The following is a 26,349-nucleotide window of genomic DNA, read 5'->3' on the forward strand; positions in this document are numbered from 1 at the left end:
CCCGTCCGGCGTCGTCATCCGGAGTCCGCCGGCGCGGTGACCGACGCCGGTGCCGCAGCGGGGGGCCGCGCCTGCCGGAGGCTCCGGGCGAGCGGGACCGCGCCGGCCACCAGGATGAGCGCGGCGGCGAAGAACGCGGCCCGGATCCCGGCGAGCCCGTATCCAGACAGCCCCCAAACGAGCGTCGCCAGCGCCGGGCCGCACGCGAAACCGCTCTGCCGGGCCACGCTCGTCGCGGCGCCGGCGGTGGCGAGCAGACCACCCGGCGGCGCCGACATCGCCGCGCTCATGTTGGGCGCGTTGAACAGGCCCAGGCCCGCACCGGCGACCGCCAGCCGCAGCGCGACGTCCGCCGCGTGCCAGGACCGGTCCGCGGGGATCAGCAGCACCAGGCCGCTCACCATCGTGAGCAGGCCGGTGAGCGCGACCCGCCGGTCGCCGTACCGGTCGGCGAGCACCCCGGCGACCGGCCCGAGCAGCGCGGCGGCGAGCGGGAACGTCAGCATCGTGGCACCGGCGACCGGAGGCGGCATGCGCAGCACCGTGATGAGCTGGAACGGCACGAGGTAGAACAGCAGACCCGTCGCCACGGCGGTGACCGTCAACGCCGCCAGCGGCGCCTGCATCGCGGGCACCCGCAGCAGCCTGCGCACCGGCTCGCCGGCCGGCAACCGCCACCACGCGGCGACCGCCGGCACCGCCACCACCGCCAGCGCGAGCCACAGCGGCGTACCGTCGGCGGCGAGGGTCAACGCGAGCATGACGGCGCAGGCGGCGGCGGTCAGCAGCGCCGCCTCCGCGGCGGTGGCGCGATCCGGCGGGCGCACGCGTGCGCCGCGGGGCAGCTGCACGTACGCCAGGACGACGAGGCCGGCGCACACGGGCACGTTGCAGTAGAAGATCCACGGCCAGCCGACCGAGTCGACGATCAGGCCGCCGAGGCCCGGCCCGCTGATCAGGCCCAGCATGCCGAGCGTGTCGACGGTCCCCATCGCCCGGCCCCGGAACCGGGCCTCGACGGCGGTGGTGGTCAGCACCGGGATCAGGGTCATCAGCGCCGTGCCGGCCACACCCTGCACCACGCGCGCGGCGACGAGCCAGCCGATGCCGGGTGCGAGACCGGCGGCGACGCTCGCGGCCGCGAAGCCGGCGCAGGCGCCGACGAGCACGCCGCGGTGCCCGACCCGGTCCAGCCACCGGCCCGTCGGCAGCGCGAGGGCGACCAGCGGCAGCAGGTAACCGAGCACGACCCACTGGGTCGCCGCGGCCGGCGCCGCGAACGAACTGCCCACGGCGGGCAGCGCCACGTTGACGATGCTCATGTCCAGCGACGCCATGAACACCGCCAGTCCCATGCCGCCGACGATCCACCAGCGGCCGGCGCGAGGTGGACCGGCGGTGGTGTCGTGGCGTGCCTGGGTCATCGCGCACCTCTCGGACGGGTCCGGCCTGCGTGCCGACGGCGGTGCCGGGGCGCCTGCGGCCGCGCCCGGCGACATTGAGCCTCACCGGCCACGCACCCGCTGACCATCGCTCATTCACGTGGTTCGCCGGCGGCCGCGGCCGCCCGCCCTGCCGGACGTGCCGGGCCTGGATACCGCGAACACGTGACGACCGCCGGTCCCGGCCCGGGTACGGTCGGCGGATTCACGTCCAGCGATGCGGTGCACCGCGCCGCAGGGCAGGAAGGAACATCGATGTCTGATCGCACGCAGGTCGTCGTGGTCGGTGGCACCTCAGGGATCGGCCGGCACGTCGCAGAGACGTTCGCCGGCCGCGGCTGCGACGTCCTCGTCACCGGCCGGACGGACGCCCGTGCCAAGGCGGTCGCCGACGAGATCGGCGGGCACGCCCGCGGGCTCGGGCTGGACCTGACCGTCCCGGAGCAGGCGGCGGACACGCTGGCCGGCGTGCAGCGCGTCGACCGGCTGGTGCTCGCCGCCCTCGAACGCGACCACAACACCATCCGCGGGTACCGCCCGGCGGACGCGGTGCGGGTGCTGACGATGAAGCTCGTCGGCTATGCCGCCGTCGTGCACGCGCTCGCGCCGCGTATGCCGGCCGACGCCGCGGCGGTGCTGCTCGGCGGGCTGGCCATGCACCGGCCGTACCCCGGCTCCACCACGGTCACGACCGCCAACGGCGGCATCAGCGCGCTGGTGCGCACCCTGGTGACCGAGCTGGCGCCGATCCGGTTCAACGCCCTGCACCCGAGCCTCGTCGCCGACACCCCACAGTGGCGGGACAAGCGCGAGATCTGCGATGCCGTGCAGGCACGCACGCCGACCGGGCGGCTGGTCACGATGCAGGACTGCACCGACGCGGTCATGTTCCTGCTGGAGAACCGCTCCGTCAACGGCGTCAACCTCAGCATCGACGGCGGCGAGCTGCTCGTGTGACGCCGCTCAGGCCGGCGCCGGGGTCGAGGTGATCCGCCACGGCCCCCACCGGCCTGTCGCGCCCTGCCCGTGCTCACGCTCCGCGCGGGTGTAGCGGCCCAGGTCCCGCGCCGAGAACAGCGCCATGCCGATGTGGAAGCCGTCGACCGGCACTGGCGTGCGCGCCCAGTACGCGACCCGGCCGTCGACGTGGAAGAGGACCTCCGACGTGTCCGCCCGGTACGTCACGGCGTAGCGGTGCGGCACCGCCGGCGCCGTCGGCGTCTCCAGCACCACCCGGTGCACGTAGGGCCCGGTCGCACCGGGGACGGGCAGCCGCTCCACCACCGCGTAGAGCGTGTCGTTGGTGGCGGCGGCGTTGAACACGACCCCGCTGTCGAGGTCGAAGACGTTCACCGTGCCGAAGGCGTCGAGCAGGTCGTGCGGGATCTGCCCGTACGTGCGCACCGCCATGTCGACCTCGACCGTCAGCTGCCCGCCGGCGGGCACCGGGAAGCGCCGCACGGACCGGTACATCTGCTTGGCGTTGTTCTGCCTGCGGTCCGTGTCGTGGAAGCGGGTGAACGGGTGCACGGTGACCTCGAGATGACCGTCGCCGGTGGACACCGTCGCATTCCGGTCGCGGTACGCGTGGTGGGTACCGTCCGCGCCCGGCACCGTCATGACCTCCCAGCGGGCCGGGTCGAGCACGGCGCCGCGGAAGTCATCGTAGGTCCAGGTCTCGGTTGCCGGCGCCGGACGCATCCGGACTCCTTCCGGTCGGGCCGCGGGACGTTCCCGGCAGCGGCGGATCACGTCCACCACGATTGCCCGGGGCCGCGCGGGCCGTACATGGCATCTTCGCGTGGTTTCACGGGCCGGCACCCCGTGGCCGACTCACGCCGCGAATCCCGTGTTTGGGGCATGCCGGGACGGTGGTGGCGGGCAGATGCTGCGTTCCTATCCGTCGCGTCAAGACGAGGAGGTGTCATGGGCACGTCGAACTCGCTGTCGGACGGTGAGCGCTTTGTCGCCATACATGACAGCACCCGGTTCACCGCCCTGCGTCACCAGTACCGGCGTTTCGCCGCACCGGCGAGCGTCGTCTTCATCGGCTGGTGGGTCCTGGCCAGCCTGCTCGGCGCGTACGCGCCGGGCTTCTACCGGCAGACGGTCATCGCGAGCGTGAACGTCGGCATGCTGGTCGTCCTGGGGACCTTCGTCCTCGTGCTCGTCATCGCGGCGATGTACCTGAGGTACGCCCGGACCCAGCTCGATCCCGCCGCCGACCAGATCCGGGCCGATGCCGAAGGAGGGACCCGATGAACAATGGTGCTGCGGCGACGATCGGGACGGTCATCACCGTCGTGCTGATCGTGGCGCTGCTCGGTGTGGGGCTCGCGGCCCGCCGCGCGCAGCGCACGCCGACGGACTTCTACCTCGCGGGCCGGCGCGTCGGCGCCTGGCAGAACGCGCTGGCGTTGTTCGCGGGGTTCATCCTGCTGTCGACCCTGTTCACGATGGTCGGGCACAACGCGCTCAACGGCTTCGACGCCTTCCTGTTCTCGGCGGCGTTCGCGGTGTCGTGGCTGATCGCGCTGCTGGTCTTCGCCGGCCCGCTGCGCAACGTCGGCGGGCACACCATCGGTGACGTGTTCGCGCTGCGCACCGGCCAGCGACCGGCCAGGGTCGCCTCGCTCACCGTCACGCTGCTGCTGTACGTCACGTACACCATCGTCATGCTCAACGCGATCGGCATCGTGAGCCGGGTGGCGTTCGGGGTCGAGTCCACCGCGGTGCAGACCGTGGTCGTCGCGGCCGCCGGCATCTTCGCCACCGTGTTCGTGCTCATCGGCGGCATGCAGGGCCTCACGCGCCTGCTGGTGGTCAAGGCCGCGCTGGTCATCGCCGTCCTGGCGGGGCTGACGGTGGCGGTGCTCGCCAAGTACCGGCTCGACGTGTTCCAGCTGCTGGACGACGCCCAGGCCAACAGGCTGCCGCATCCGGCCGGGTACGACCTGCTCGGCCCGGGCCGCGAGTACGGCGAGGGCGGCCAGCGGGTCGTGCACCTGTCGAAGCTGTTCGCGGCGGTCGTCGGGCACGCGGCACTGCCGTACATGTTCATGCGGCACTTCACGGCCACCTCCGGCCGTGACGCGCGCCGGTCGGCCGGTTGGGCCGGCATCATGTTCGTGCCGTTCTACCTGTGCACGGCCGTCGTGGGCTTCGGCGCGGTCGCGCTGCTCGGCGGGCAGAACATCGGCCCGATCCCGCCGCTGCGCGACCTCACCCTGCCCCGGCTCGGCGACCAGCTGGGCGGGGCGTGGCTCGTCGGGCTGCTCGGCGCGCTCGGCCTGCTCGTCGTCACCGGGGTCCTGGCAGCGCTGCTGATCAGCGCGGTGACCTCACTGACCCGCGACGTGCGCGCCATGCGGCCGCAGCCGGCGGACCCGGCCGAGGAGCTGCGCGCCGCCCGCCGCAACACCGTCATCATCGGCCTCGCCGGTGCCGTGCTCGGCGTCGTGCTGCTGCCGTACAACACCCACGCGCTGATCCCGATCACCGTCGACCTCGGCGGCATCATCCTGCCCGCGGTGCTGTACGCGCTGTTCTGGAAGCGGTTCAACACGGCGGGGCTGCGGTGGACGATCTTCGGCGGCATCGCGGTGACCGGTGCGCTGGTCCTCATCTCCGGCCTCATGTCCGGCACGCCCGTGGCGATGCTGCCCGACGTCGACTTCCACCTCATCGACTTCGACCCGGCCCTGGTCGCGGTCCCGGTGACGTTCCTGCTCGGCTACATCGGCACCGTCAGCAGCCGCGAACGCAACGACGCCGGCTTCGCCGAACTGCAGGTCCGTGCGTTCACCGGCCTCGGCGCCCCGTCCCCGGACGACGACCGGATCCCGGGACAGCCCACGGTCACGCCCGCCCGACTGAGCCAAGCGGGAAGCGACGTCCGCTGAACCGCCCGAACGGCGTGGGGCGGCCGTCCGGCCGCCCCACGCTCCAGGAGGCAGACATGGAAACCGCACCGGTGCTCGTGGTGGGTGCAGGCCCCGTCGGCATGGTCGCCGCACTCGCCCTCGCCCGATACGGCATACGTTGCATGCTCGTCGACCAGCAGACGGAGACGACGAGGCACCCGAAGCTCGACTACGTCAGCACCCGCAGCATGGAGCTGCTGCGCCCGCTCGGCCTCACCGACGACGTGCGCGCCGCCGGCGTCGCGCCGGAGCATCCGGCGGACGTCATCTGGTCGACCGGTCTCACCGGTGCGCCCATCGCCGTGTGGCGGCTGCCGTCGGTGGACGAGGAGCGGCGGCGCATCGCGGAACGTAACGACGGCACGCAGCCGGTCGAGCCCGGCCAGCGCATCTCACAGATCACGCTGGAACCCGTCCTGCGCGCGCACTGCCGCCGGCATCCGCGCATCGACCTGGCATGCGGCTGGAAACTGGAGTCGCTGACCCAGGACCGCGACGGCGTGACCAGCGACCTGGTCGACGTGCGTACCGGCCGCCGGCGGCAGGTCCGGTCCAGCTACCTGATCGGCTGCGACGGCGCGTCGAGCCAGGTCCGCCGGACAGTGGGCATCGAGCTGGACGGCTTCGACGTGCCCGAATTGCCGGGCGCCTACATGGTGCACTTCAAGAGCCGCGACCTGAGCACCCTGCACCGGCACGGCCAGTTCTGGCACTACTTCGCCTTCAGGTACGTCATCATCGCCCAGGACGAGATCGACACCTGGACCGTGCACGTCAACGGCGCCGACCCGTCGGAGTTCGACCCGCCGCCGCCGGACCCGGCAGGCTTCGTCCGCGACGTCATGCAGGTCGACCTGGAGATCGACAAGGTGCTGCTGGCCTCGCGCTGGCGCCCGAGCTTCCTGATGGCGCAACGGTACCGGGCCGGACGGGTGCTGCTCGCCGGTGACTCCGCACACCAGATGTTCCCGACCGGCGGGTACGGGATGAACTCCGGGATAGCCGACGCGGTCGACGCGGCCTGGAAGCTCGCCGCGCTCCTGACCGGCTTCGGCGGCGCGGCGCTGCTGGACAGTTACGAGCGGGAACGCCGCCCGGTCGGGCTGCACAACATGCACGCCTCACGCCGGCACCTCGGGGTGCACCTGCAGGCCGGACGGATGCTTCGGGAAGGTGTCCCGCCGGAGACCGTCGGCGCGTTCATCGACGCGGAGCGCGGCGAGAACGAGTACGCCGGCATCGAGCTGGGCTACCGCTACGACGAGTCGCCGATCGTCTGCCACGACGAGGGCCCCGAGCCGTTCTGGAGCCCGCAGCAGTACACACCGACGACCTGGCCGGGTGGCCGGCCGCCGAGCGTGCAGCTGCGCGACGGCCGGCAGCTGTACGACCTGCTGGGTCAGTGGTTCACCCTCGTCGACTTCGCCGGTGACGGGCGGGCGGACCCGCTGCTGCGGGAAGCCGCCGCCCAGGGGCTGCCCGTCATGCAGGTCCTGGTGAGTGACCCGGCCGCGCGCAGGCTGTGGGAGCAGGCCCTGGTGCTGGTCCGGCCGGACCAGCACGTCGCCTGGCGGGGCGACTGGTCCCCGCCGGACCCGGCAGCGGTGGTGCGCCGGGTCCGGGGAGCGCTGACCCCCGCGGCGGCGGCACCGGCCACACGCCCCACCTTTCCGCGGACGAACGACTGGAGAGGCACACCGCGATGAGCGCACACCACACCCTCGACCGGCTCCGCGAGTACCTGCTGGGACCGACCCGGTTCGCCAACGTGCTGGCGTGCTTCGAACTCGGCATCATCGACGAGCTGCGCCGCGGACCGGCGATGAGCGCCGCGCAGCTCGCCGCCGCGGCCGGCGCCCGGCCCGATGCCGTCGAGCAGCTGCTGCACCTGCTGGTGAAGGACGACCTCGTCGGCTACGACGAGCGCACGCGCACCTACATCCTCACCGGCCTCGCCGACGTCGCCGAGGAGGACCTGCAGCGGGTCCTGGCGATCATGAACATGGCCAAGACGGTCGTGCTCCGCCAGAGCTACTACCTCACCGACAGCGTCCGCAGCGCCACCACCGTCGGGCTCAAACAGCTGTACGGGCACGACGGCAACCTGTACGAGGCGCTCGCGACGCACCAGGACCTGCGCGAGGCCTGGGGCTCGATGATGGACGCCGTCACCGCGCACATCGACCCCTGGTTCTTCGGCAGTATCGACATCCCCGCCGGGGCCAGGGTCCTGGACCTGGCCGGCAACACGGGCCTGGGCGCGATCCTCGCCCTCCGGCTGGCCGAGGCCCCGGACCTGCACGTGACGACCTTCGACCTCCCTGACAAGGAGGCCGACTGCCTGCGGAACTTCAAGGCCGCCGGCGTGGACGAGCGCTGCTCGTTCATCGGCGGCGACGTCTTCCAGGAGGTGCCGGAGGGCTTCGACGTCGTGCTGATCAAGCACTTCCTGGACATGTTCGACAAGGAGGAGGTCACCAGGATCCTGCGCAACACCTACAAGGCGCTCAACCCCGGCGGCCGGTTGCACATCCTGGGACCGGTGTACCCGGAGAACCTCAAGGACTCCTACGCGGCCGACTTCTTCCCGACCTATTTCCTGGGCTGCACCATGGGCCAGGGCGGGCCGCAGAAGCTGTCGACGTACCAGCAATGGCTGCAGGAGCACGGATTCACCGTGACGCAGGCGATCGCGCAGGACCTGGCCGAGATGCCGGCCGACGCGCTGGCCGCCCACGGCATCGTGTCCGCTACCAAACCGTCGCTGGCGCCACAGTAGCCCGAACATCTGTCGACGACCCGCAAGCAAGCGATGAGGAGCAATGTACATGCACGTGCTGAAGCAGGCCTGGCGGAAGCGCCTCAAGCAGGGCGTGAGCGTCGCGGCGGCCGCGGTGCTGGCCACAACGCTGATCAACGCGGACGCCTCCCCGGCGAAGGTGACGCCGACGTTCGACTTCGACCACGGCAACGCCCTGACCGAGGTGATCTACCCGCACTTCCAGAAGGCCGTGCGCACGATTACCCCCGGCGGCGACGACGCCACCATCGTCGCCGACCACATCCTGCTCGTGGAGGTGGCATGGTTCGACGCCATCGCCCCCTACAACGCCAAAGCCGTCGGTATCTACTCCAACCTCGGCCGCCGCCCGCGCAGCGAGGCGACGACCCGCAACCGCAACATCGCGGTCATCTACTCCGCCTACACGTCGCTGCTCGCGGTCTTCCCGCAGTACAAGGCGGACTTCCGCGAGATGATGGTGTCCGCGGGCCTCGACCCGGACAACCGGTCGCTGAACACCACCACCCCGGCCGGGATCGGCAACCTCGCCGCGACGAAGGTCCTCGAGGCGCGCAGGCACGACGGGTCCAACCGAGACGGCGACGAGGGCGGCCGCAAGTACAACCGGCAGCCCTACGCCGACTACACCGGCTACGAACCGGTCAACACCGCCTACGACCTGAACAACCCGTCGCGCTGGCAGCCCCGGATCATCAACAACAACGGGATCGTCCGCGTCCAGCAGTTCGTGACGCCCTACTACGGCAGGGTCAAGCCGATCTCCTACGGCAGCCCCGCCGAGTTCAGCCTGTCCGCGCCGGTGAACAGCGACTACCAGCACAACCGGGCTGGCTACCGGCGGCAGGCGGCCGAGATCCTCGAGGCGTCGGCGAACCTCGACGACCGCAAGAAGATGACGGCCGAGTTCTTCAACGACAAGATCTTCAGCCTCGGGCGGACCACTGGCACCGCGGCCTTCACGCAGGGCAACTTCGACATCGAGAAGGCCGTCCAGTACGTCGTCACGGTCGACGTCGCCATCTTCGACTCCGCCATCGCCTCGTGGTACTTCAAGCGCAAGTACGACACCGTGCGCCCGTTCAGCGCGATCCGGTTCCTGTACGGCGACAAGAAGATCACCGCGTGGGGCGGTCCCGGCAAGGGCACCGTCAACGACATCACGGGCAATGAGTGGCGCAGCTACCTCAACACCGCCGACCACGCCGATTACCCGTCGACGTCCTCGACGTACTGCCTGGCCTACGCCCAGGCCGCGCGGCGGTTCCTCGGCACCGACAAGCTGTCGGTCTCGACCACCTTCGCCAAAGGTTCCTCGGCGATCGAGCCGGGCGTCACCCCGGCCGCCGACCTGACGCTGCACTGGGACAACCTGACCGACCTCGCCAACGACTGCCGCATGAGCCGGGTCTGGGCCGGCGTGCACTTCCGCGCTGCGATCGAGAACGCCGAGCAGTTCGCACCGAAGGTCGGTGACTCGGTCTACACCTTCATCCAGCGCAAGCTCAACGGCGGCTGACCAGTTCCTCCGCCAGCCCTCCGGGCCGATGCCGGCGACGCTGCTGCACGCGCGTCGCCGGCATCGCGGCGTTCACCGCCGGATGACCCTGCCGAGCAGGTCCTTGACCTCGGCCCGGCGCGCCCAGGCGATCCCGGCCGCCACGACGCCGAGCGCGACCGTCAGCACGGCCATGACGGGCGAGAGCACCAGCACGTTCGCGGCGGTCGCGCCGGCCATGACCCCGACCAGCCCCGTGGCGGCCGGCCCGGCCAGCCTCGGGATCAGCAGACCGACGCCGCCGGCCAGTTCGACGGCGCCGGTGACGAACCGGAGCCACTGGCCGAGCCCGATCTGCTCGAACGTCTCGATTGCCGTCGACGATCCTGTCAATCGGATGATCCCCATGCTCACGAATCCCACTCCCAGCAGGATCTGGGCGGTCCAGAGCAATACCGTGCCCGCCCGCCGCCGGGACGGCGGCGGTTCAGTCGAGAATTTGGTCAGCGGTCGCATTGTCCGCCTCTCTCATGAGATCGACGTGGCCAGGGTCGCGCTGTCCAGCAGTCCGTTGCCCTCGTGCCTTGCAGTGCATCAGTCCAGTTTGATAAGTCTGACGCAGCACCGCAATATCGACGAAGGATAATTCATGCTGCGGTCCGTCGGCGGCTCGTCGAACGGTTCCGCGCCGAGGGCTGGTCCTGCGTCGGCTCGGTGAGAGGCGCAGGCAGGGTCATGCGCGGACATCCCGCGCCTGACCCGTGGCGTTCACTGCAGCATTACTGGAAGCTACGCCTGCGCTGCCGGAGTCCAGGAGAAGATGGCGTTGTTCGCCGTGCTGCACGGGTAGCCCGCCGGGCCGCTGAGCCGCAACAGTCCAGAGCCGCACGCGTCACATCGCAGGTTCTCTGGGCACCTTCCCGGCCGGCCGGGAAGGTGCCCCGGGTGTCCCGCGGGCGAAGGGTCAGCCGCCCCACACGGTCTCGAAGACGCGAACGAGATTGCCGCCCATGACCGCGCCGACCTCGTCCGGAGTGCAGCCGAGCTTGGTGAACAACTCGGCGTAGACGCCGTAGTTGCGCAGGTCGCCGTCGAAGCCGATGGGATAGTTGTGGTACCGGGCCTGGCCGACCACGTCCGGGTTCTCGCGACGGTGCCAGATCCGGCGGGTCTCGTTGTTCTCGTTGATGTCCGTGGCCAGTCCGACGTGCTCGACGCCGACGAGGTTGACCACGTGCTCGAAGTGTTTCGCCAACGCGTCCAGCGGCGCCGCCTCGCCGACCTTCTCCTGCACGAAGCTGCTGAACGGCGTGAGGCAGATGACGCCGCCCTTCTCGGCGATCGCCCGGATCTGGTCGTCGGTGCGGTTGCGCGGGTGGTCGAAGACCGCTCGGGCGTTGGCGTGGGAGAAGATGGAGGGCTGGCTCGACGCCTCGATCGCCTCGGCCGTGGTCCGGTCGCCGCAGTGGGACAGGTCCACGACGATGCCGTACTCGTTCATGGCCTTGACCACCTCGTGGCCGAACAGGCTCAGTCCGGCGTTGCCCGGCTCGAGGCAGCCGTCTCCGAGATAGTTGCGGGTGTTGTAGGTCAGCTGCATCACCCGCAGGCCCATCGAGTGGAACAGTCCCACCGTGTCGATGACGTCTTCCAGCATGTCGGCGTTCTGCGGTCCGAAGATGATGCCGGCCCGCGACTCGCGCTTGGCCCGCCGGATGTCCTCCGCGGTCAGGCACAGGATGGCCTTGTCCGGAGCCGCCTCGATCCATTCGCGATGCGCCTTGAGCTGCTTGATGGCAGCGACGACCGAACTGCCCGACGCCGACCCCTGCGGGACGGTGACGCTGGTCGCGGTGACCCCACCCTGGATCATCTTGTCGAAGAACTCGTCCTGGATCGTCTTCTCCAGCCAGGAGTCCACGATCGCCACGGTGGAGCAGTCGATGACGATCGCGTCGTCGTACGCGGCCTTCGCCGTCGCCCGGTCCGCCACCGACAGATCGAGAGAGTTACCCGTTTGCACGTTGGTTGCCTTCCTGGTTGGGGGGTGTTGCCATGCCTGACGGCACGCCCGGTCGAGGGATCTGCTGGTCGGGTCAGAGCGGCGGACCAAGCCGGCGGGCGAGCGTCGCGCCCACGATGAGCTGGAGCTGGTGGTACAGGATGAGCGGCAGCACGAACACCCCCGCGGTGGCGGTGCTGAACAGCACCGTGGCCATGGGTACGCCCACCGCCGCGCTCTTCGTCGATCCGCAGAACACGGCCGCGATCCGGTCCTCCCGGTTGAAGCCGAGCGCCCGGGTTCCGGCGGCGACGGCGGCCAGCACCGCCGCCAGCAGGACCACCTCCACCGCGAGCAGGGCGAGCACCTGCGCCGCGCTGACGCGCCGCCAGAGGCCGGCGACCACCCCCGCGCTCACCGCCGTGTACACGACGAGCAGGATCGAACCACGGTCCACAGTGGTCAGTAGCCGCTTCTGTCGCTCGATCCAGGCGCCGATCCAGGGCCGCAGCAGTTGTCCGGCCACGAACGGAAGGAGCAGCTGCAGCGCGATGTCCAGCACCGAGCCGGCGGTGATCCGCACACCGTCGGTGCCGCGCATGAGGATCAGCACCAGCACCGCGGTCAGCACGATGCCGGCCGCGCTGGAGAACGAGGCGCTGAAGATCGCGGCCGGGACGTTACCCCGCGCGATCGAGGTCAGCGCGATGGCCGACTGGACCGTGGACGGAACCGCACAGAGGAAGAGCAGGCCCTGGTGGAGGTCGGTCGTGAGGACGGCCGGACTCAGCGGCGTGGCCAGCATGCCGAGGACCGGAAAGAGCACGAACGTGGTGAGCAGCACGGCCAGGTGCAGTCGCCAGTGGCCCGCGCCGTCCCGGGCCTGCGCGGCCGAGATCCGGGCCCCGTACAGGAAGAACAGGAGTCCGACCGCGAGCTTGGTGACGACCGCGGCGACCGGGGCGGCCGCACCCCGGGCCGGCAGGACGGTGGCGATGGCGACCGTGGCCAGCATCAGCGCGACGTAGGGATCGATCGGGATCCAGCGAGGCCACCGCACGTCAGTCGCCCCCGGCCGGCGGGCGCAGGAGATGATGGCGGGTGGCCCGTTGGTAGCGGGCCGCCACCGCGAGCAGCATCCGGTCCCGGTGGCGCGGTCCGACCAGGTGCAGTGAGACCGGCAACCCGTCGTCGTCCAGCCCGCACGGGATGGCCACGCCGGGCAGTCCGGCCAGGTTCGCGGCCGCCAGCAGCCGGTCCGCCACGGACGCCGTGCCCCGTGGCCGGCGCGGCACGTCGCGGCGCTGCGGCTGGTCGGAGACGCTCACTCCGGCGATCAGGTCGACCGAGGCGAAGATCCGCGCGAACTCCCGCCGGGTCAGCTCCTGGACCTCGAGCGCGTGTGCGTAGTCGGCCGGTGTGATGTCGCGGGCCGCCCGCAACCGGGCCAGCTGGCCGGGGTCGGGCAGTTCGGTGTCCGGGCTCCATACCAGCTCCCGCAGCGACCGTTCGGCGTCGACCGACACGATGACCTCGATCGCGGGGCCGTAGCCGATCTCGGGCGCGATCTCCGCCGGCCGGACCTCCCCGACGAGCGCCGACAGCTCGTCCAAGCCCCGCCGGCCCGTGCCCCGCATCGCCGGGGCCACCCGGTCCAAATCGCCCGGCGAGATGCCGACCACGAGCCGGTCGATGGCCGGCTCAGGCGCCGCACCGGCGGGTGGGTCCAGGCAGTCGGCGTCCGTCCCGTCCTGACCGGACAGCGCGTCGGCGACGACCGCGCAGTCCTCGGCCGTCCGGGCGAGCACGCCGACCTTGTCGAGCCCGGATGACAGGCCCATCACCCCGGTACGGGGGATCAGCCCCCAGGTGGGCCGGTAGCCGGTGACGCCGCAGTACGCGGCCGGTTGGATCGTCGAGCCCCCGGTCTCCGAGCCCAATGCGAACGGCACGATCCCGAGGGCCACGGCGATCGCCGAGCCGCTCGACGATCCGCCCGCGTAGCGCTCGGGCGCCCACGGATTGTGGGGTTGGCCGTGCGCCGACAGCCCCGGCCGGTCGGTCCCGCCGCCACCCGCGAGCGGGCTGGTGACCAGCTTGGCGACGAGGACCGCGCCCCGGTGGTGCAGACGGTCCACCACCACCGCGTCCTGGTCGAGGATCTGCTCCAGCAGGCTCGTCACGCCCCAGCTCGTGGGGGCGCCGCGGGCCGCGATGATGTCCTTGGCGCCGTACGGGATGCCGAGCAACGGATCCGACGCTCCGCTGCGGAGCCGGGCGTCGGCCGCGGACGCCTCGGCCTCGGCCCGGGCGGCGGTCAGCGCCGCGATGGCCACATACGGATGGCCGAGCGAGGCCGCGCGCGTCAGGGCCTGGCGGGCCAGCTCGACCGCGGACACGGCACCGGCCCGCAACGCCGCGCCCAGCTCGCCGATCGAGCCGGACCCGATCCGCGTGCCCTCGCCGACGGCAGGACGGAGGTGTCCACCGGTCCTCTGGTCACTGCTCATGTTCCTCCGTCCGTACCGTCAGCTTGGTCTGATCGCCTACTGCGTGAGCCACACCTGCCGCAACGACCGGTAGTTGACCGTCGTCGGGTTGAACTCGTAGCCGTGCACATCGGCGGTCATGACATCGAAGAAGTTGTAGTTGTAGGTGAAGGCCATCGGCCCCGTCTCGGCCAGCCGCTGCTGGACCCGCCGGTAGATGTCGGCCCGCTTCGCCTGGTCCGTGGTCGCCCGGCCCTGGGCGATGAGGTCATCCACCTCGGCGTCGCTGAACTTGGCGTAGTTGGTGCCGCCGCCGGTACCGAAGGTCTGCGTCAGCCGCTCGTCCGGGTCGAGCGTGCCGGAGAACCCGGTCACCACCGCGTCGAACGAGCCGTCCCGCAGCCGCTGCTGCTGCTGGGCCGAATCCACCGTGGTCACCTTGACCGTGATGCCGAGCGGCTGCAGCTGCTGCTGGACCGCCTGACCGGTACGGACATGGAAGTCCGAGCCGCTGAGCACCAGGATCTCCAGCGGGAACCCGGCCGCCTGGCCGGCCTCGGACAGCAACGACTTGGCCCGCGCCACGTCGAACTTGTTGACCGGGGTGGACAGCGCGGCCCAGTGCCCGTCGGGCAGGAAGCCACCGTTGAGCGTCGCGGTCGTGTCGGGCCGGCTGATGGTCCGGATCTCGTCCCGGTTCAGCGCGGTGAAGATGGCCTGACGTACCTTCACGTCGTTGAACGGGGCCTTCTGGATGTTCAGCAACATGTACTGGAACGACGTCGTCCCACTGCCTCCGGCCACCCGCACCGACTTGTCCGCCTTGAGGACGGAGTACAGCTCGGGCGGCGCGTTCCACAGGAAGTCGATCGTCCGGGACCGGACGTTGGCCGCCCGGGCATTGGAGTCCGCGTTGAAGGAGATGTCGATACCGTTGAGGTACGGCTGTCCGGACACCCAGTAGGCCGAATTGGCGGCGAGCTTGATCTGCTGGTCGCGGCGCCATTCGACCAGCTTGAACGGCCCGGTGCCGACCGGGGCGGCGGAGAAGCCGTCGCCCTTGGCCTCGACGACCGCCTTGGGCACGATGCCCGCGGTGATGTCGGCCAGGACGTTCAACAGCGGCGAGTACGGCTTGGACAGGGTGATCACGAGCGTGGTCGGGTCGGTGGCCTCGGCCGACTTGACCGCCGCGAACACGTTGCGCCGGGGCGACTTGGTGTCCGGGTTCAGGATGCGGTCGATGGTGTACTTGGCATCGGTCGCGGTCATGTCGCTGCCGTCATGGAACTTGACGCCCTTGCGCAGGGTGAACGTGTAGACCAGACCGTCGCTGGAGATGTCCCACTTCTCGGCAAGGCCCGGCTTCAGGTTGCCGTTCGGGTCGGCCTCCAGCAGGGTGTCGAAGATCAGGCTGTCGACCGTGTACACGACCGACTCCGTTGTCTTGCCGGGGTCGTACCCCGCCCCGGCGGTGTCTCGTACCAGCTGCATCCGTAGGGTGCCACCCCGTTGCGGGGTGGCGTCGTCGGCCGGGGAGTCGGAGGAGGTGTTGGAGCAGGCGGTCATCAGCATCGCGACCAGGGCTAAGCCGGCCACCTGTTTCAGCGCGCGCGGAACCACACTCATGTTGCTCTCGCTACCTTTCTTTCCTTCGAAGGGTTTGGCCGTGGCTCAGCGGCGGAGCCTGGGATCCAGGACATCTCTGAGAGCGTCACCGAGCAGGTTGAAACCAAGGACGGTCAGCATGATGGCCAGACCGGGCACCATGCACAGCCATGCGGCCAGTTCCAGGTAGGGCTTGCCGGTCGCCAGCATGGAACCCCATGAGGCGTCCGGAGGTTGCACGCCGAGGCCGAGATAACTCAGCGAGGCCTCGACCAGAATCGCGTACGCCAGACTGATCGTTGCCTGGACGAGCACGGGCGGCATGATGTTCGGCAGGACGTACCGGAAGAGAATGCGTCGATGGGGCAGGCCGACCGCACGGGCTGCCTCGATGTACGGCTCCTCCACCACGCTCAGGGTCGAGGCGCGGGCGACCCGGGCGAACGCGGGGATGTAGACGAGGACCAGAGCGACGATGAGGTTCCGCATGTCGGTGCCGAGGACCGCCACCACGGCCATCGCGAGCAGCAGCGTGGGGAACGCGAACAGCACGTCCATGACCCGCATCGCCACGCCGTCGACCAGTCCCTTGGCGTAGCCCGAGAGCAGGCCGACGGTCACCCCGATGGCGCCCGCGCAGAGCACCACGAGCACACCGACCACAATGGAGATACGGGCGCCGTGCAGCGCCCGGCTGAGCACATCGCGGCCGAGCTCGTCCGCGCCGAGCAGGAACCGCGCGCCCGGGGCGGCAAGCCGCGCGTCCGGGTGGATGAGGTTCGGGTCGTACGGCGCCAGCAGCGGGCCGAACAGGGCGGCGAACAGGGCGAGGCCGACCAGCACCGCCCCGACCACGCCGGTCCGGTCCCGCATCAGGTTGCGCAGCACGCGCAGACCGCGGCGGGTCCGGCGCGGGCCGGCGTCGGCCGGCAGGCCGGGCTCCGAGGCCGGCGCGGACATGGCGATCGGGGTGTTCTCAGCCACGGCGATACATCCTCGGGTCCAGGTACCGGTACGCGATGTCGACGATGAGGCTGACCAGGACGAAGAAGAAGGCAAGGAACACGGTCAGCCCCTGCACCATCGGATAGTCGCGGTCCTGGATGGACTGGACGAGTTGGCTGCCCAACCCGGGCCAGGAGAAGACCTGCTCGATGACGACGGTGCCACCGAGCAGCGCCCCGGTCTGGATGCCGAGCACGGTGACCACCGGGATGAGGGCGTTGCGCAGGCCGTGACGCAGCACCACGGCCCGCTCCCCGAGGCCCTTGGCCCGAGCGGTGCGGATGTAGTCCTGGCCCAGCACCTCCAGCATCGATGACCTGGTCATCCGCATGGTGACGGCGGCCAGACTCAGCCCGAGGGTGACCGACGGCAGGATCAGGTACTGGAAATGTTGCCAGGTGAAGGCGAAGTCCCGGTGCCCGCTCGACGGTAGGACTCCGAAGTAGACGGAGAACAGGTAGATCAGCAGGATGCCCAGCCAGAAGTTCGGCAGCGACAGCCCGATCAGCGAGGCCACCCGGGCGGCCGCGTCGGCGCCCTTGTTGCGGTTGCGGGCGGTGTAGATGCCGACCGGGATCGACACGGTGAGCGAGATCAGCAGGGCGGCGATGGCCAGTTCCACGGTGATCGGGAACCGGCGCAGGATCTCCTGGGTGACCGGCTCGCCGCTGCGCATCGAGTGGCCGAGGTCGCCCTGCAGCAGCGCGGAGAACCAGTCCCAGAACTGGACCGGCAGCGGCTGGTCCAGGCCGAAGAACGCCCGCATCTCCGCTTCCAGCACCGGATCGGAGAAGTCCTGGCCCATCAGGACGTTGACCGTGTCGCCGGGAATCAGGCGGACCAGGAAGAACGCCACGACGGCGATGCCGAGCAGGACCGGGACGGTGGCCAGGATCCGGGTGAGGATGACGCGGATCACGTCGTCACGCTCCGATCCACCCAGTGGGTTCCGTCGGCGTCCAGATCGACCATGATGTACGCCCAATCGCCGGGGCGGACCGGATAGTCCCGGCACACCATGTCGACCATGCCGCGCACGGGGGCGCGCAACTCCTCCACCACCTCGAAGGTGTATGGACTCCACACGCGGCCGAGCAGCGTGCCCCGGGGGACCTCGACCCGCATCATGTCCTCCGGCTTGAACACCGGCTCGAGCATCCCGGCCGTGCTGGGGTTGACCCGGACCACGCCGTCGTACACCAGGATCCGGTCCGCGCGTGGCGGCGGGCCGGTCAGCACACCCAGCTCCTGGAGCACCCCGCGGATGCCCCGCAGGTTCTTCTGCGCCCACAGCTCCTCGAGCTCCGGGTCGAACCCGGCGCCGCCGACCTCGGAGATGACGCCCGGGATGCCCAGGACCTGACCGGCGTAGCCGACACCGCTCTTCGGTCCGGGGAACCGGGTGGCGAGGTCACTGCGCCGGACGTGCTCCAGTCCGAACGCGGTCGCCAGCGCGAAGGCCCGCTCGGACACGCCCGGGTCGTTGAAGTCGCGCCCGCAGGTCACCGAGCCCATGGCCGATCCCCAGATCCCGCAGTGGAAGTCCATCACGGCGTCGGCGCGTGCGTAGAGTTCGGCTGTGATCGCCCGGCCCAGCTGGTCGGCGATCCACGTCTGTTCGCCGCCGAATGACCGGTTCAGATCAGGGCTGTCCGACTCGTCGAGCGTGTTGCGGGTGCCGCTGGAGAAGGCGACCGGGTTGGCCACGGGCAGGGCGAGCACCGCCCCGGACAGCTCCGCCGGGTCGAGCCCCTCGACCAGCCGGCGCAGCGTGTCCACCACCAGCCATTCGCTGCCGTGCAGGGCGGTGTGCAGGGCCAGCACCGGACCGGGCCGGGCCCCCACCACGGCGTGGATCACCAGCGCGATGTCGGAGCCGTCGAGGTCGGTGAAGACCGGAACCGATCGGACCGACCGCCGCCCGGGCGGGGTCGCCTCGTCGGCGGCCAGGGCCTCGTACTGGCTGAACTCGATGCTCATCGCCCACCGTCCACAGTGCCGGGTTCGTTGACGACCCACCGGGCGTGCGGATCGGAGGTCTGCGCGATGCCGAAGGCCCAGTCACCGGGGTGGACCGGGTGGTCGCGGGCGGTGTAGAAGAGCATTCCGTCGGCCGGGGCGACCAGCTCCTCGATCACCTCGAAGGTGTACGGGCTGATGACCTCGCCGAGCAGGGTGCCGGCGGTGACCTCGGTGGCCAGCGCGGCCCCGCCGAACCGGGAGCGCAGCAGGCCGCCCTTGGACGGGTTCACCCGGTGGCTGGTGCGGTAGATCAGTTGCCGGGCCGGGCGCGGCGGCGGCAGGTCGTCGACCATGCCGAGCGCGGACAGGACGGCCATCACGCCATCCACAGTGGACTTCCGCCAGGCGCTCTCCAGCACCGGGCCGAAGCCGGCGCCGCCGACCTCCACGCCGAGGGCTGGGATGCCCAGCACGCCGCCGGCGTACCCGATCGACGACCGCGGGCCCGGGAAGTTCCGCACCACCCCGGCCCGGCGGATGATGGGCGAGCCGAACGCCAGCGCCAGCTCCTCGGACCGCGCCACGACGGCGGCGTCCGGGTAGTCGTCCCCGATCAGGACGTCCCGGAACGTGGATCCCCACGGGCCCATGTGGAAGTCGAGCAGGACGTCGGCGATGTTCAGCACGTGCTCGGTCAGGGTCCGGGCCAGCTGATCGATCCGCCAGGTGTGGGTGCCCGGGAAAGCCCGGTTCAGGTCCGGGCTGTCGGCGTCGTCTGGGGTGTTGCGCTGCTGCATGCCGAGCGCCGGCGGGTTCGCCACCGGGACGACCAGCAGCGTCCCGCTCATCCGGCGCGGATCGATGCGGGCCACCAGTTCCCGCAGCGGTGCGATGGAGAACCACTCGTCGCCGTGCATGGTGCAGATCAGGGCCACCGTCGGCCCGGCCGACCAGCCGCGCAGGGCATGGACCCAGAGCCGCAGGTCGGCCCCGTTCAGCCCGGTGGTGACCGGGATCCCGACCACCTCGTGCCGGCCGGGGACGACCGTCCGTCCGGCCAGCAGGAGTGAGACAGCATCAGCCATTCGGCCCTCCGACTTCGGTTCTGGACTCCGGCGGACCCGACATGGCGGGTCCGAACTCGGCCTGCTCGCGGACCTTGTCGAACTGGATCGGGCGCTTGACCGAGCGCATCACGACGAAGGTGTCGGTGGAGCGGATGCCCGGCAGCTGGACCAGCTTCTGCTGCAGGAAGTCCCGCATCTCGTCGGTCGAGACGAAGTAGCCCACGACGATGATGTCGAACTGGCCGGTGGTCTCGTAGACGTAGCTCAGCTCCGGCATGTCGGCCGCGGCCGCGGCGATGCCCCGGACCTGGCTCGGGTCGACCTTGAGCCCGATCACGGCGTGGGTGGTCAGCCCGTACAGCTCCGGATCGACGACCGCGACCACCTTCACCAGTCCGCTGGCCAGCAACCGGCCCATCCGCCGGCGGATCGCGCCCTCGGTCAGGCCGACCTTCGCCGCGAGTTCCGTGTTGGTCTGGCGCGCGTTGACCTGGAGCTCAGCCAGTAGGTGGCGCTCGATGTCGTCCAGCTCGGTCATGGTTACTCCTTCGTGCAACGGATCGGGTTGCAAAAGGCTAATTGGTCAATGCCTCATCGGTCTGAAGGACGTACCTCAACCGCGCGCGATCCTGCAGGATTGCGATGTCGGCCAGCGGGTCGCCGGCTACGACGATCAGATCAGCCACCTTCCCTGCCGTGACCGAGCCGATGTGCTGGTCCAGGCGCAGGCCGGCGGCCGCCGTGCTGGTCGCGGCCGCGACAGCGCCCATCGTGGACATTCCCGCGTCCACGAGCAGAGCGAGCTCCCGGGTGGACAGCAGACCGAATCCGGCCCGCGCCGCCGCGTCCGAACCCGTCATGATCTTGACGCCGCGCTCGATGGCGGCCGCGACGACGCGCTGGCGGCCGTCCAGTTCCCGCTTGCAGCGCTCGATGGTCGCCGTGGTGGCGTTCCACTCGCGTCCCTCGACGGCCAGCCGGTGCACGGTGGCCAGCGTCGGGACCAGATAGGCGCCCTGCTCGGCCATGGTGTCCAGCAGGTCGGGATGCACCTCGGACGCACCGTGTTCGATGGTGTCGATGCCTGCGAGCAGCGCGTTGCGAATGCTCTCGTGCGTCTTGGAATGGGTGGCCACGGCACAGCCGCGACGATGGGCCTCGTCGGCGATCGCGGTCAGCTCCGCGACCGTGAAGTCGGCCAGACTGCCCCGGTTGTCGGACGAGTAGACCTTGATGAGGTCCGCCCCTTCACCGAAGTTGCGGCGCACCATCCGGCGGCACTCGACCTCCCCGTCGCAGAAGGCGGAGCGCGGCCAGTGCTCCTCGACCCACGCGGTGGGCAGCACCGGTACGTCACCGTGGCCACCGGACTGCGACAGTGCCCAGCCGCTGGTCTGGATCCGCGGGCCCCGGATGAGTCCTTCCCGCACGGCGGCCCGCAGGGCGTAGGTGTGCTCGGCCGGCCCGTGTCCCAGCGCCCGCACCGTGGTGACGCCGAACGTCAGCGTCTCGTGCAGCTCGAACGCCGCCCGCAGGAACCGGAGGTCCGGGGCCGGGTGGAGCTGCGCCATCCCCTCCTGCGTGGTCACCTTGCCGAGGAAGTGGATGTGCGCGTCGATGAGGCCGGGCAGCACGGTCAGCCCGGCCAGCTCCAGCACACGGGCCCCGCCCGGAACCGCCGGCGCGCCGGCCGGGCCGTCGACGCTGCGGATCCGGGTGCCGTCGATGACGACCGTCGCGTCGGGCTGGACTCCGCCGATCCCGTCGATGACCGTCGCCCCGCGCAGCACCGTGATGCCGCTGCGGTCGTTGAGACTGATCAGCTTGTCGTCGATGCGCTCATGCGGTCGCAGCACGACGTCATGTTGGCCGGCGCTCGTCATGGCCTCACTCCGGTCTGGCGGTAGCTGGATTGGATGATCAGCTCGATCGCCGACGGTTCGGCCAGCACGGCCAGGTCGGTCGCGAGATCCTGGCGCCAGAGCACCAGATCGGCCCACTTGCCGACCTCGACCGAGCCGACGTCGCCGTCGAGCCCGAGCGCGTAGGCACTGTCCAATGTGGCCGACCGCAGGGCTTGGAGCGGGGTGAGACCGGCCCGGCCCAGTGCGAGCACCTCGTCGGCGTTGTGGCCGCCCCGCGGTGGGGCACCGGAGTCGGACCCCACGGCCACCCGCACGCCGGCGGCCAGTGCGGCACGCACCATCGCCCGCCGGCCGTCGAGCCACCCGGTGGCCCGGTTGGCGAGGTGCTCGGACAGCTCCGACGACGCGCTGCCGGCCCACTCGAACACCGACAGGGTCGGCACCAGCACCGCACCGCTGGCCGCCATCAGGTCCAGCAGCTCGTCGTCGGGCGCGTGCGGGCCGTGCTCCAGGGTGTCGACGCCGGCCCGGACCGCGGTGACCGACCCGGCCAGGCCGGTGGCGTGGGCCGCCACCCGGGCGCCGCGACGGTGGGCCTCGTCGGTCGCCGCCTCGATCTCGGCCGCCGTGAAGTTCGGGATGTCGATGCGGTGGTCCGGCGAGCCGACCAGACCCTCGGTCGCGTAGATCTTGATGCACTCCGCGCCGGCGCCGAGATTGCGCCGGACCAGCTTGCGGACCTCGTCCGGACCGTCGGCGAAACCGCTGCGCGGACGCAGCCGCTCCGCCATCTCCCGCGGCCACCCGGCGACCAGCCCGTGGCCACCGCTCTGCGAGATCGCCCAGCCGCAGGTCTGCATCCGCGGACCGGCCACCAGCCCGCCGGCGATCGCCCGCCGCAGCGCCTCGGCCTGGTCGGCGTCCCCGTGCCCGAGGTGGCGGACCGTGGTGAAGCCGGCGCGCAGCACCGCGTTCGCGTCCTGCACGGCCCGGATGAGCCGCACCGACGGCGTCGCCTCCACGTGCTTGTGGAAGATGTGCCGGCCGCGGCTGCCGTACAGGTGCACGTGGCAGTCGATGAGGCCAGGGGTGAGGTACATGCCCCGGCCGTCGATGCGCTGCACCGCCGCAGTGCCGCCGGAAGCGCCGTCGGCGACATCCGGGCCCCCGGCCCCGGCCGGCGTGATCTGGCGGATGCGCCCCGACTCGATGACCACCGACACCGGGTCGCCAGCCGGGGTGCCGGTGCCGTCGATCACCCGGACGTCGGCGATGACCACGGTCTGACCGTCGGCCGGCCGCAGCACGGAGTCTGTCATGGCGGGCGAGTAGGCGAACACCACCAGCGGCCTCCTCAACGCTTGACTGTTACGAATTTCGTAAACAAATGGCAGTTTAGCGCCGAATGACGTAGCGATCAAGGGTGTTCTTTGCTATCTTGGGCTCGTCAGGCCCGCCCGGTGGAGGGAGCAGTTGTGGCGTTGCTCGAAGTGCGGAACCTGCGCACCAGCTTTTGGACCCGCCACGGCGAGGTCCGGGCGGTTGACGACGTGAGCTTCGACCTCGCCGCAGGCGAGACGCTGGGGCTGGTCGGCGAGTCCGGCTGCGGCAAGTCGGCGACCGCCACATCGCTGATGCGGCTGCTGCCGCCCGCTCCCGCCGCCACGTCCTCCGGTGAGATCATCTTCAACGGCAAGAACCTGCTCGACCTCAGCGAGAAGGAGATGCGCCGGCTGCGGGGCAACGACATCGCCATGGTCTTCCAGGACCCGATGACGTCACTGAACCCGGTCATGCCGATCGGCCGGCAGATCGGCGAGACGCTCGAACTCCACCGGCGGACCACCCGGCGCCAGACCCGGGAGCGCACGGTCGAACTGCTGGAACTCGTCGGCATCCCGGCCGCGGCGGAGCGCCTGGGCGACTATCCGCATCAGTTCTCGGGCGGGATGCGGCAGCGCGTCATGATTGCGATGGCGCTGGCCTGCGAGCCGAAGATCGTGCTGGCCGACGAGATCACCACCGCGCTCGACGTGACGATCCAGGCCCAGATCCTCGAACTGCTCAGGGACCTCGCGGAGCGGCTCGGCACCGCGTTCGTGCTCATCACCCACGACCTCGGCGTGGTGGCCCGGATGGCCCACCGGGTCAACGTGATGTACGCCGGCCGGATCGTGGAGAAGGCGCCCACCGGGGCCATCTTCGACAACCCGCAGATGCCGTACACCTGGGGGCTGCTGCAGTCCATTCCCCGCCTGGAGGAGACCCGACGGGAACGGCTCATCCCGATCGAGGGCCAGCCACCTGACCTTGCGAAACCGATGCCGGGCTGCCGCTTCGAACCCCGGTGCCCGTATCGGCGCGAGATCTGCGGCCAACGCGAGCCGGACCTGCGGCCGGTCGAGCCCGGCCAGCCCGAGCACGAGACCCGGTGCTGGGGGACCCAGCTCGTCGATGGCGGCGGTTGGCTGCGCGGGGCGCAGCGCCCAGCCCTGACCGCGAACTACCAGAGGGCAGCCTGATGACCACAGTGGACGTGCCGATGAAGCCCACGGCCAGACCCCTGCTCGAGGTGTCCGGGCTGGCCAAGCACTTCACCCTCCAACGTGGACTTCCGGGCAGCCCCAAGCGGGTGCTCCGCGCGGTCGACGGCATCAGCTTCGACATCGCCGCCGGGGAGACGCTGGGCCTGGTCGGCGAGACCGGCTGCGGCAAGTCCACCGCCGGACGCACCGTCCTTCAGCTCTACCGGCCGACCGCGGGTTCGGTCCGGTTCGACGGGATCGAGCTGACCGAGCTGAGATCCGGGCCGATGCGACGCATGCGCCCGCAGCTGCAGATCATTTTCCAGGACCCCCTGGCCTCCATCAATCCGCGGATGACGATCGGCACCACCCTGGCCGAATCGTTGCGCATGGACGCGTCCGTCGGGTCCGGGGGAGCGCGGACCCGCATCCACGAACTCCTCGACGCCGTCGGCCTGAGTCGCACGTTCGTCGACCGCTACGCACACGAGCTCTCCGGTGGACAGCGGCAGCGGGTCGGGATCGCCCGGGCGCTGGCGGTGCGTCCCCGGCTCATCGTCGCCGACGAGCCCATCTCGGCGCTGGATGTCTCGGTGCAGGCGCAGATCATCAACCTGCTTGAGGACCTTCAGCGGGAGCTCAACCTGACCTACCTCTTCATCGCCCACGACCTGGCAGTCGTCCGGCACGTGTCGAGCCGGGTCGCGGTGATGTACCTCGGCAAGATCGTCGAACTGGCGAGTCGCAGCGACCTGTACGAACGACCGATGCACCCATACACGCAGGCGCTGCTCTCGGCCGTACCCGTGGCAAACCCGCAGGCAGAGGCGGCCCGGCAGCGGATCATCCTCCGCGGTGACGTGCCGAACCCGGCCAACCCGCCCTCAGGGTGCCGGTTCCGCACCCGGTGCTGGCGGGCAAAGTCCATCTGTGCCGAGGAAGAGCCCACCCTGACCGTCACGGATGACGGTCACGCCTTCGCCTGCCACTTCCCCGGTCCGGACTGACCCCGCCGGCGCGCAGCTCGTCGAGGCGGGTGTGGGGAGCGGCCGGACGGGTGCAGACGCGCTGGTGCTGCCGCTACGCCACGGCGCTGCGGGCCAAGGCGCACAGCGCCATGAGCCGGACCGTCACAGCGTCAGGGCCGACCCAGCCCGCCAGGTCGTGCTGCGGCGTCTGCCATCCGCGGTCGATCGCCCCGTCCAGGAGTCCGTCGGCGTAGCTGGCCAACACTGCGAGCGTCGGCCGACGGCCCCGGACGCCGAGCAGGTTCCGCACCTCGGCTGCGTGCTGGTCGACCTGCGCCGACAGGCCGGGAGTCACAGCTGCCGCCGCGAGGCTGGCGGCGCCGATCTGTCGGTGGAGGCGACCAAGCAGCATCTGCATGGTTGCGTGGTCGGCGCCCAGGTTCGAGGCGGGGAGGCTCATGAAGTACGACCATAGAGAGGCCGTACCGGGGCGAAAAAGCGGCAACCGCTCCTTTGCTGGCATTATGCCCGTTCGGCTACCGGTCGACTGGCCGACCGGGCGAGTCCGGGACGGTCTGCCGGACCCGGCAATCCCGCGTGCCCGCGGGACTGCCGGGTTGCCGCTTACGGGAGCGGCGCTGGCACGGCCCGGGAGGGTCGCAACCATCGCGCGGCGGCGCACCCGCTCACCGGGCCGTCGGTGGCCGCTGGCCGGTCTGCGGGGGCATGGCCTGCGTGTCGTCGTCCGCCGCGGGCGTTGGTGACGGCGGGCGGGTGGCCCGCTGGCCGGGGGACTGGTCACGGGACGCCGAGGGGGCTTGCTGGCCGGCGGCGACGGGTGTGGCGGCGGGCTGCGGCTTTTCTGCCATCAGCCGTTCGGCGTCGCTCTGGCCGGCCGCGTACGCCTTCGGGAGTTCGGAGCGGCGGGCCGACTCTGTCTCCGCCCGGTCCAGCCATCTGTCCCAGCGTGCCTGCATCGGCTTCACCAGACCGCCGCCGACGCCGACGATCAGGATGCCGGCCACGGCGGCGAGCACCGCGATCAGGATCGGGGTCGTGACGGTGGTCGCCACCCCGATCTGGTTGAGCGCGGCGATGATGCCGATACCGAGGATGAACACGGAGGCGATGTTCGCCACCGCGCGGCCGTAGGAGAGTCCCCCCAACGCGCTGGACACGATGTCTCTTACCGCGG

At 70.7% G+C, this 26,349-nt stretch carries 23 protein-coding genes and 1 pseudogene; 8 read left to right on the plus strand and 16 right to left on the minus strand.

The window, feature by feature from the left end; all coding sequences use genetic code 11:
* Positions 1-14 precede the first annotated feature (14 nt).
* Positions 15-1,424, minus strand: a complete 1,410-nt coding sequence (locus AB0H83_RS37115; RefSeq protein ID WP_360103447.1) for an MFS transporter — start codon at positions 1,422-1,424, stop codon at positions 15-17.
* 273 nt (positions 1,425-1,697) lie between these two features.
* Between AB0H83_RS37115 and AB0H83_RS37120 the strand changes: the two genes are divergently transcribed.
* On the plus strand, positions 1,698-2,399 hold the full coding sequence (locus AB0H83_RS37120) for an SDR family oxidoreductase (protein WP_360103449.1): 702 nt from the start codon (positions 1,698-1,700) through the stop codon (positions 2,397-2,399).
* 6 nt (positions 2,400-2,405) lie between these two features.
* On the opposite strand, the gene AB0H83_RS37125 is transcribed toward AB0H83_RS37120, so the two are convergent.
* Positions 2,406-3,143 carry a DUF6081 family protein gene (locus AB0H83_RS37125; RefSeq protein WP_360103451.1) on the minus strand — a complete coding sequence of 246 codons (738 nt, stop codon included), beginning with the start codon at positions 3,141-3,143 and terminating at the stop codon, positions 2,406-2,408.
* Between the two features lie 225 nt (positions 3,144-3,368).
* On the opposite strand from AB0H83_RS37125, the gene AB0H83_RS37130 reads away from it, so the two are divergent.
* The 5 genes from AB0H83_RS37130 to AB0H83_RS37150 are packed head-to-tail and all read left to right on the plus strand — an operon-like array spanning position 3,369 to position 9,684.
* A complete protein-coding gene (locus tag AB0H83_RS37130; RefSeq protein ID WP_360103453.1) occupies positions 3,369-3,704 on the plus strand; it encodes a DUF485 domain-containing protein in 336 nt (111 codons plus the stop codon).
* On the plus strand, positions 3,701-5,344 hold the full coding sequence (locus AB0H83_RS37135; RefSeq protein ID WP_360103455.1) for a hypothetical protein: 1,644 nt from the start codon (positions 3,701-3,703) through the stop codon (positions 5,342-5,344). The genes AB0H83_RS37130 and AB0H83_RS37135 overlap by 4 nt, the downstream gene beginning before the upstream one ends.
* 56 nt (positions 5,345-5,400) lie before the next feature.
* Positions 5,401-7,071 carry an FAD-dependent monooxygenase gene (locus tag AB0H83_RS37140; protein WP_360103457.1) on the plus strand — a complete coding sequence of 557 codons (1,671 nt, stop codon included), beginning with the start codon at positions 5,401-5,403 and terminating at the stop codon, positions 7,069-7,071.
* A complete protein-coding gene (locus tag AB0H83_RS37145; protein ID WP_360103459.1) occupies positions 7,068-8,144 on the plus strand; it encodes a methyltransferase in 1,077 nt (358 codons plus the stop codon). The genes AB0H83_RS37140 and AB0H83_RS37145 overlap by 4 nt, the downstream gene beginning before the upstream one ends.
* Positions 8,145-8,193: 49 nt before the next feature.
* Positions 8,194-9,684, plus strand: coding sequence for a vanadium-dependent haloperoxidase (locus AB0H83_RS37150; protein ID WP_360103461.1), 1,491 nt, complete (start codon positions 8,194-8,196; stop codon positions 9,682-9,684).
* A gap of 72 nt (positions 9,685-9,756) precedes the next feature.
* On the opposite strand, the gene AB0H83_RS37155 is transcribed toward AB0H83_RS37150, so the two are convergent.
* From AB0H83_RS37155 to AB0H83_RS37210, 12 genes are all read right to left on the minus strand, one after another.
* Positions 9,757-10,179: a DoxX family protein gene (locus AB0H83_RS37155; protein ID WP_360103463.1), complete on the minus strand. Its 423-nt coding sequence runs from the start codon at positions 10,177-10,179 to the stop codon at positions 9,757-9,759.
* 448 nt (positions 10,180-10,627) lie between these two features.
* A complete protein-coding gene (locus tag AB0H83_RS37160; protein ID WP_360103465.1) occupies positions 10,628-11,656 on the minus strand; it encodes a membrane dipeptidase in 1,029 nt (342 codons plus the stop codon).
* Between the two features lie 103 nt (positions 11,657-11,759).
* Entirely contained in the window at positions 11,760-12,725 is a 966-nt protein-coding gene (locus AB0H83_RS37165) for a bile acid:sodium symporter family protein (protein ID WP_360103467.1), read from the minus strand.
* 1 nt (position 12,726) lies between these two features.
* On the minus strand, positions 12,727-14,175 hold the full coding sequence (locus AB0H83_RS37170) for an amidase (RefSeq protein ID WP_360103469.1): 1,449 nt from the start codon (positions 14,173-14,175) through the stop codon (positions 12,727-12,729).
* Between the two features lie 36 nt (positions 14,176-14,211).
* Entirely contained in the window at positions 14,212-15,783 is a 1,572-nt protein-coding gene (locus AB0H83_RS37175; protein ID WP_360103471.1) for an ABC transporter substrate-binding protein, read from the minus strand.
* Positions 15,784-15,828: 45 nt separating this feature from the next.
* Positions 15,829-16,746, minus strand: coding sequence for an ABC transporter permease (locus tag AB0H83_RS37180; RefSeq protein ID WP_360103473.1), 918 nt, complete (start codon positions 16,744-16,746; stop codon positions 15,829-15,831).
* Positions 16,739-17,686, minus strand: coding sequence for a nickel ABC transporter permease (gene nikB / locus AB0H83_RS37185; protein ID WP_360103475.1), 948 nt, complete (start codon positions 17,684-17,686; stop codon positions 16,739-16,741). Before nikB ends, AB0H83_RS37180 begins: the two co-directional genes overlap by 8 nt.
* On the minus strand, positions 17,683-18,747 hold the full coding sequence (locus tag AB0H83_RS37190) for a succinylglutamate desuccinylase/aspartoacylase family protein (protein WP_360103477.1): 1,065 nt from the start codon (positions 18,745-18,747) through the stop codon (positions 17,683-17,685). The genes nikB and AB0H83_RS37190 overlap by 4 nt, the downstream gene beginning before the upstream one ends.
* Positions 18,744-19,814: a succinylglutamate desuccinylase/aspartoacylase family protein gene (locus tag AB0H83_RS37195; protein ID WP_360103479.1), complete on the minus strand. Its 1,071-nt coding sequence runs from the start codon at positions 19,812-19,814 to the stop codon at positions 18,744-18,746. The genes AB0H83_RS37190 and AB0H83_RS37195 overlap by 4 nt, the downstream gene beginning before the upstream one ends.
* Positions 19,807-20,334, minus strand: a complete 528-nt coding sequence (locus tag AB0H83_RS37200; RefSeq protein WP_360103481.1) for an Lrp/AsnC family transcriptional regulator — start codon at positions 20,332-20,334, stop codon at positions 19,807-19,809. The genes AB0H83_RS37195 and AB0H83_RS37200 overlap by 8 nt, the downstream gene beginning before the upstream one ends.
* A gap of 37 nt (positions 20,335-20,371) precedes the next feature.
* Positions 20,372-21,652 carry an amidohydrolase family protein gene (locus AB0H83_RS37205; RefSeq protein WP_360103483.1) on the minus strand — a complete coding sequence of 427 codons (1,281 nt, stop codon included), beginning with the start codon at positions 21,650-21,652 and terminating at the stop codon, positions 20,372-20,374.
* A 23-nt stretch (positions 21,653-21,675) separates the two neighbouring features.
* Complete coding sequence (locus tag AB0H83_RS37210; RefSeq protein WP_360103485.1) at positions 21,676-23,019, minus strand: amidohydrolase family protein; 1,344 nt, start codon at positions 23,017-23,019, stop codon at positions 21,676-21,678.
* 117 nt (positions 23,020-23,136) lie between these two features.
* Here AB0H83_RS37210 and AB0H83_RS37215 point away from each other — a divergent pair, with 117 nt between their 5' ends.
* Both AB0H83_RS37215 and AB0H83_RS37220 read left to right on the plus strand, forming a co-directional pair.
* Positions 23,137-24,183 (plus strand): ABC transporter ATP-binding protein, encoded by a 1,047-nt coding sequence (locus tag AB0H83_RS37215; RefSeq protein ID WP_360103487.1) that lies wholly within the window; start codon positions 23,137-23,139, stop codon positions 24,181-24,183.
* The gene (locus tag AB0H83_RS37220) at positions 24,183-25,193 is read left to right on the plus strand and encodes an ABC transporter ATP-binding protein (protein ID WP_360103489.1); all 1,011 of its coding nucleotides are present in this window, start codon (positions 24,183-24,185) and stop codon (positions 25,191-25,193) included. Before AB0H83_RS37215 ends, AB0H83_RS37220 begins: the two co-directional genes overlap by 1 nt.
* Before the next feature lie 73 nt (positions 25,194-25,266).
* Here AB0H83_RS37220 and AB0H83_RS37225 read toward each other — a convergent pair whose 3' ends face one another.
* The gene (locus AB0H83_RS37225; RefSeq protein ID WP_360103491.1) at positions 25,267-25,614 is read right to left on the minus strand and encodes a DUF6401 family natural product biosynthesis protein; all 348 of its coding nucleotides are present in this window, start codon (positions 25,612-25,614) and stop codon (positions 25,267-25,269) included.
* Positions 25,615-25,840: 226 nt separating this feature from the next.
* Positions 25,841-26,349 (minus strand): annotated as a pseudogene (locus AB0H83_RS37230) (hypothetical protein); the annotation flags it as partial.

It is taken from the genome of Dactylosporangium sp. NPDC050688, from assembly GCF_040654515.1.
Classification (GTDB): domain Bacteria; phylum Actinomycetota; class Actinomycetes; order Mycobacteriales; family Micromonosporaceae; genus Dactylosporangium.

Excerpts from the sequence above, each read along its gene's own strand:
- AB0H83_RS37115 (WP_360103447.1), bottom strand. The coding sequence starts at position 1,424 with ATGACCCAGGCACGCCACGACACCACCGCCGGTCCACCTCGCGCCGGC.
- AB0H83_RS37120 (WP_360103449.1), top strand. The coding sequence starts at position 1,698 with ATGTCTGATCGCACGCAGGTCGTCGTGGTCGGTGGCACCTCAGGGATC.
- AB0H83_RS37125 (WP_360103451.1), bottom strand. The coding sequence starts at position 3,143 with ATGCGTCCGGCGCCGGCAACCGAGACCTGGACCTACGATGACTTCCGC.
- AB0H83_RS37130 (WP_360103453.1), top strand. The coding sequence starts at position 3,369 with ATGGGCACGTCGAACTCGCTGTCGGACGGTGAGCGCTTTGTCGCCATA.
- AB0H83_RS37135 (WP_360103455.1), top strand. The coding sequence starts at position 3,701 with ATGAACAATGGTGCTGCGGCGACGATCGGGACGGTCATCACCGTCGTG.
- AB0H83_RS37140 (WP_360103457.1), top strand. The coding sequence starts at position 5,401 with ATGGAAACCGCACCGGTGCTCGTGGTGGGTGCAGGCCCCGTCGGCATG.
- AB0H83_RS37145 (WP_360103459.1), top strand. The coding sequence starts at position 7,068 with ATGAGCGCACACCACACCCTCGACCGGCTCCGCGAGTACCTGCTGGGA.
- AB0H83_RS37150 (WP_360103461.1), top strand. The coding sequence starts at position 8,194 with ATGCACGTGCTGAAGCAGGCCTGGCGGAAGCGCCTCAAGCAGGGCGTG.
- AB0H83_RS37155 (WP_360103463.1), bottom strand. The coding sequence starts at position 10,179 with ATGCGACCGCTGACCAAATTCTCGACTGAACCGCCGCCGTCCCGGCGG.
- AB0H83_RS37170 (WP_360103469.1), bottom strand. The coding sequence starts at position 14,175 with ATGAGCAGTGACCAGAGGACCGGTGGACACCTCCGTCCTGCCGTCGGC.
- AB0H83_RS37175 (WP_360103471.1), bottom strand. The coding sequence starts at position 15,783 with ATGAGTGTGGTTCCGCGCGCGCTGAAACAGGTGGCCGGCTTAGCCCTG.
- AB0H83_RS37190 (WP_360103477.1), bottom strand. The coding sequence starts at position 18,747 with ATGAGCATCGAGTTCAGCCAGTACGAGGCCCTGGCCGCCGACGAGGCG.
- AB0H83_RS37195 (WP_360103479.1), bottom strand. The coding sequence starts at position 19,814 with ATGGCTGATGCTGTCTCACTCCTGCTGGCCGGACGGACGGTCGTCCCC.
- AB0H83_RS37200 (WP_360103481.1), bottom strand. The coding sequence starts at position 20,334 with ATGACCGAGCTGGACGACATCGAGCGCCACCTACTGGCTGAGCTCCAG.
- AB0H83_RS37220 (WP_360103489.1), top strand. The coding sequence starts at position 24,183 with ATGACCACAGTGGACGTGCCGATGAAGCCCACGGCCAGACCCCTGCTC.
- AB0H83_RS37225 (WP_360103491.1), bottom strand. The coding sequence starts at position 25,614 with ATGAGCCTCCCCGCCTCGAACCTGGGCGCCGACCACGCAACCATGCAG.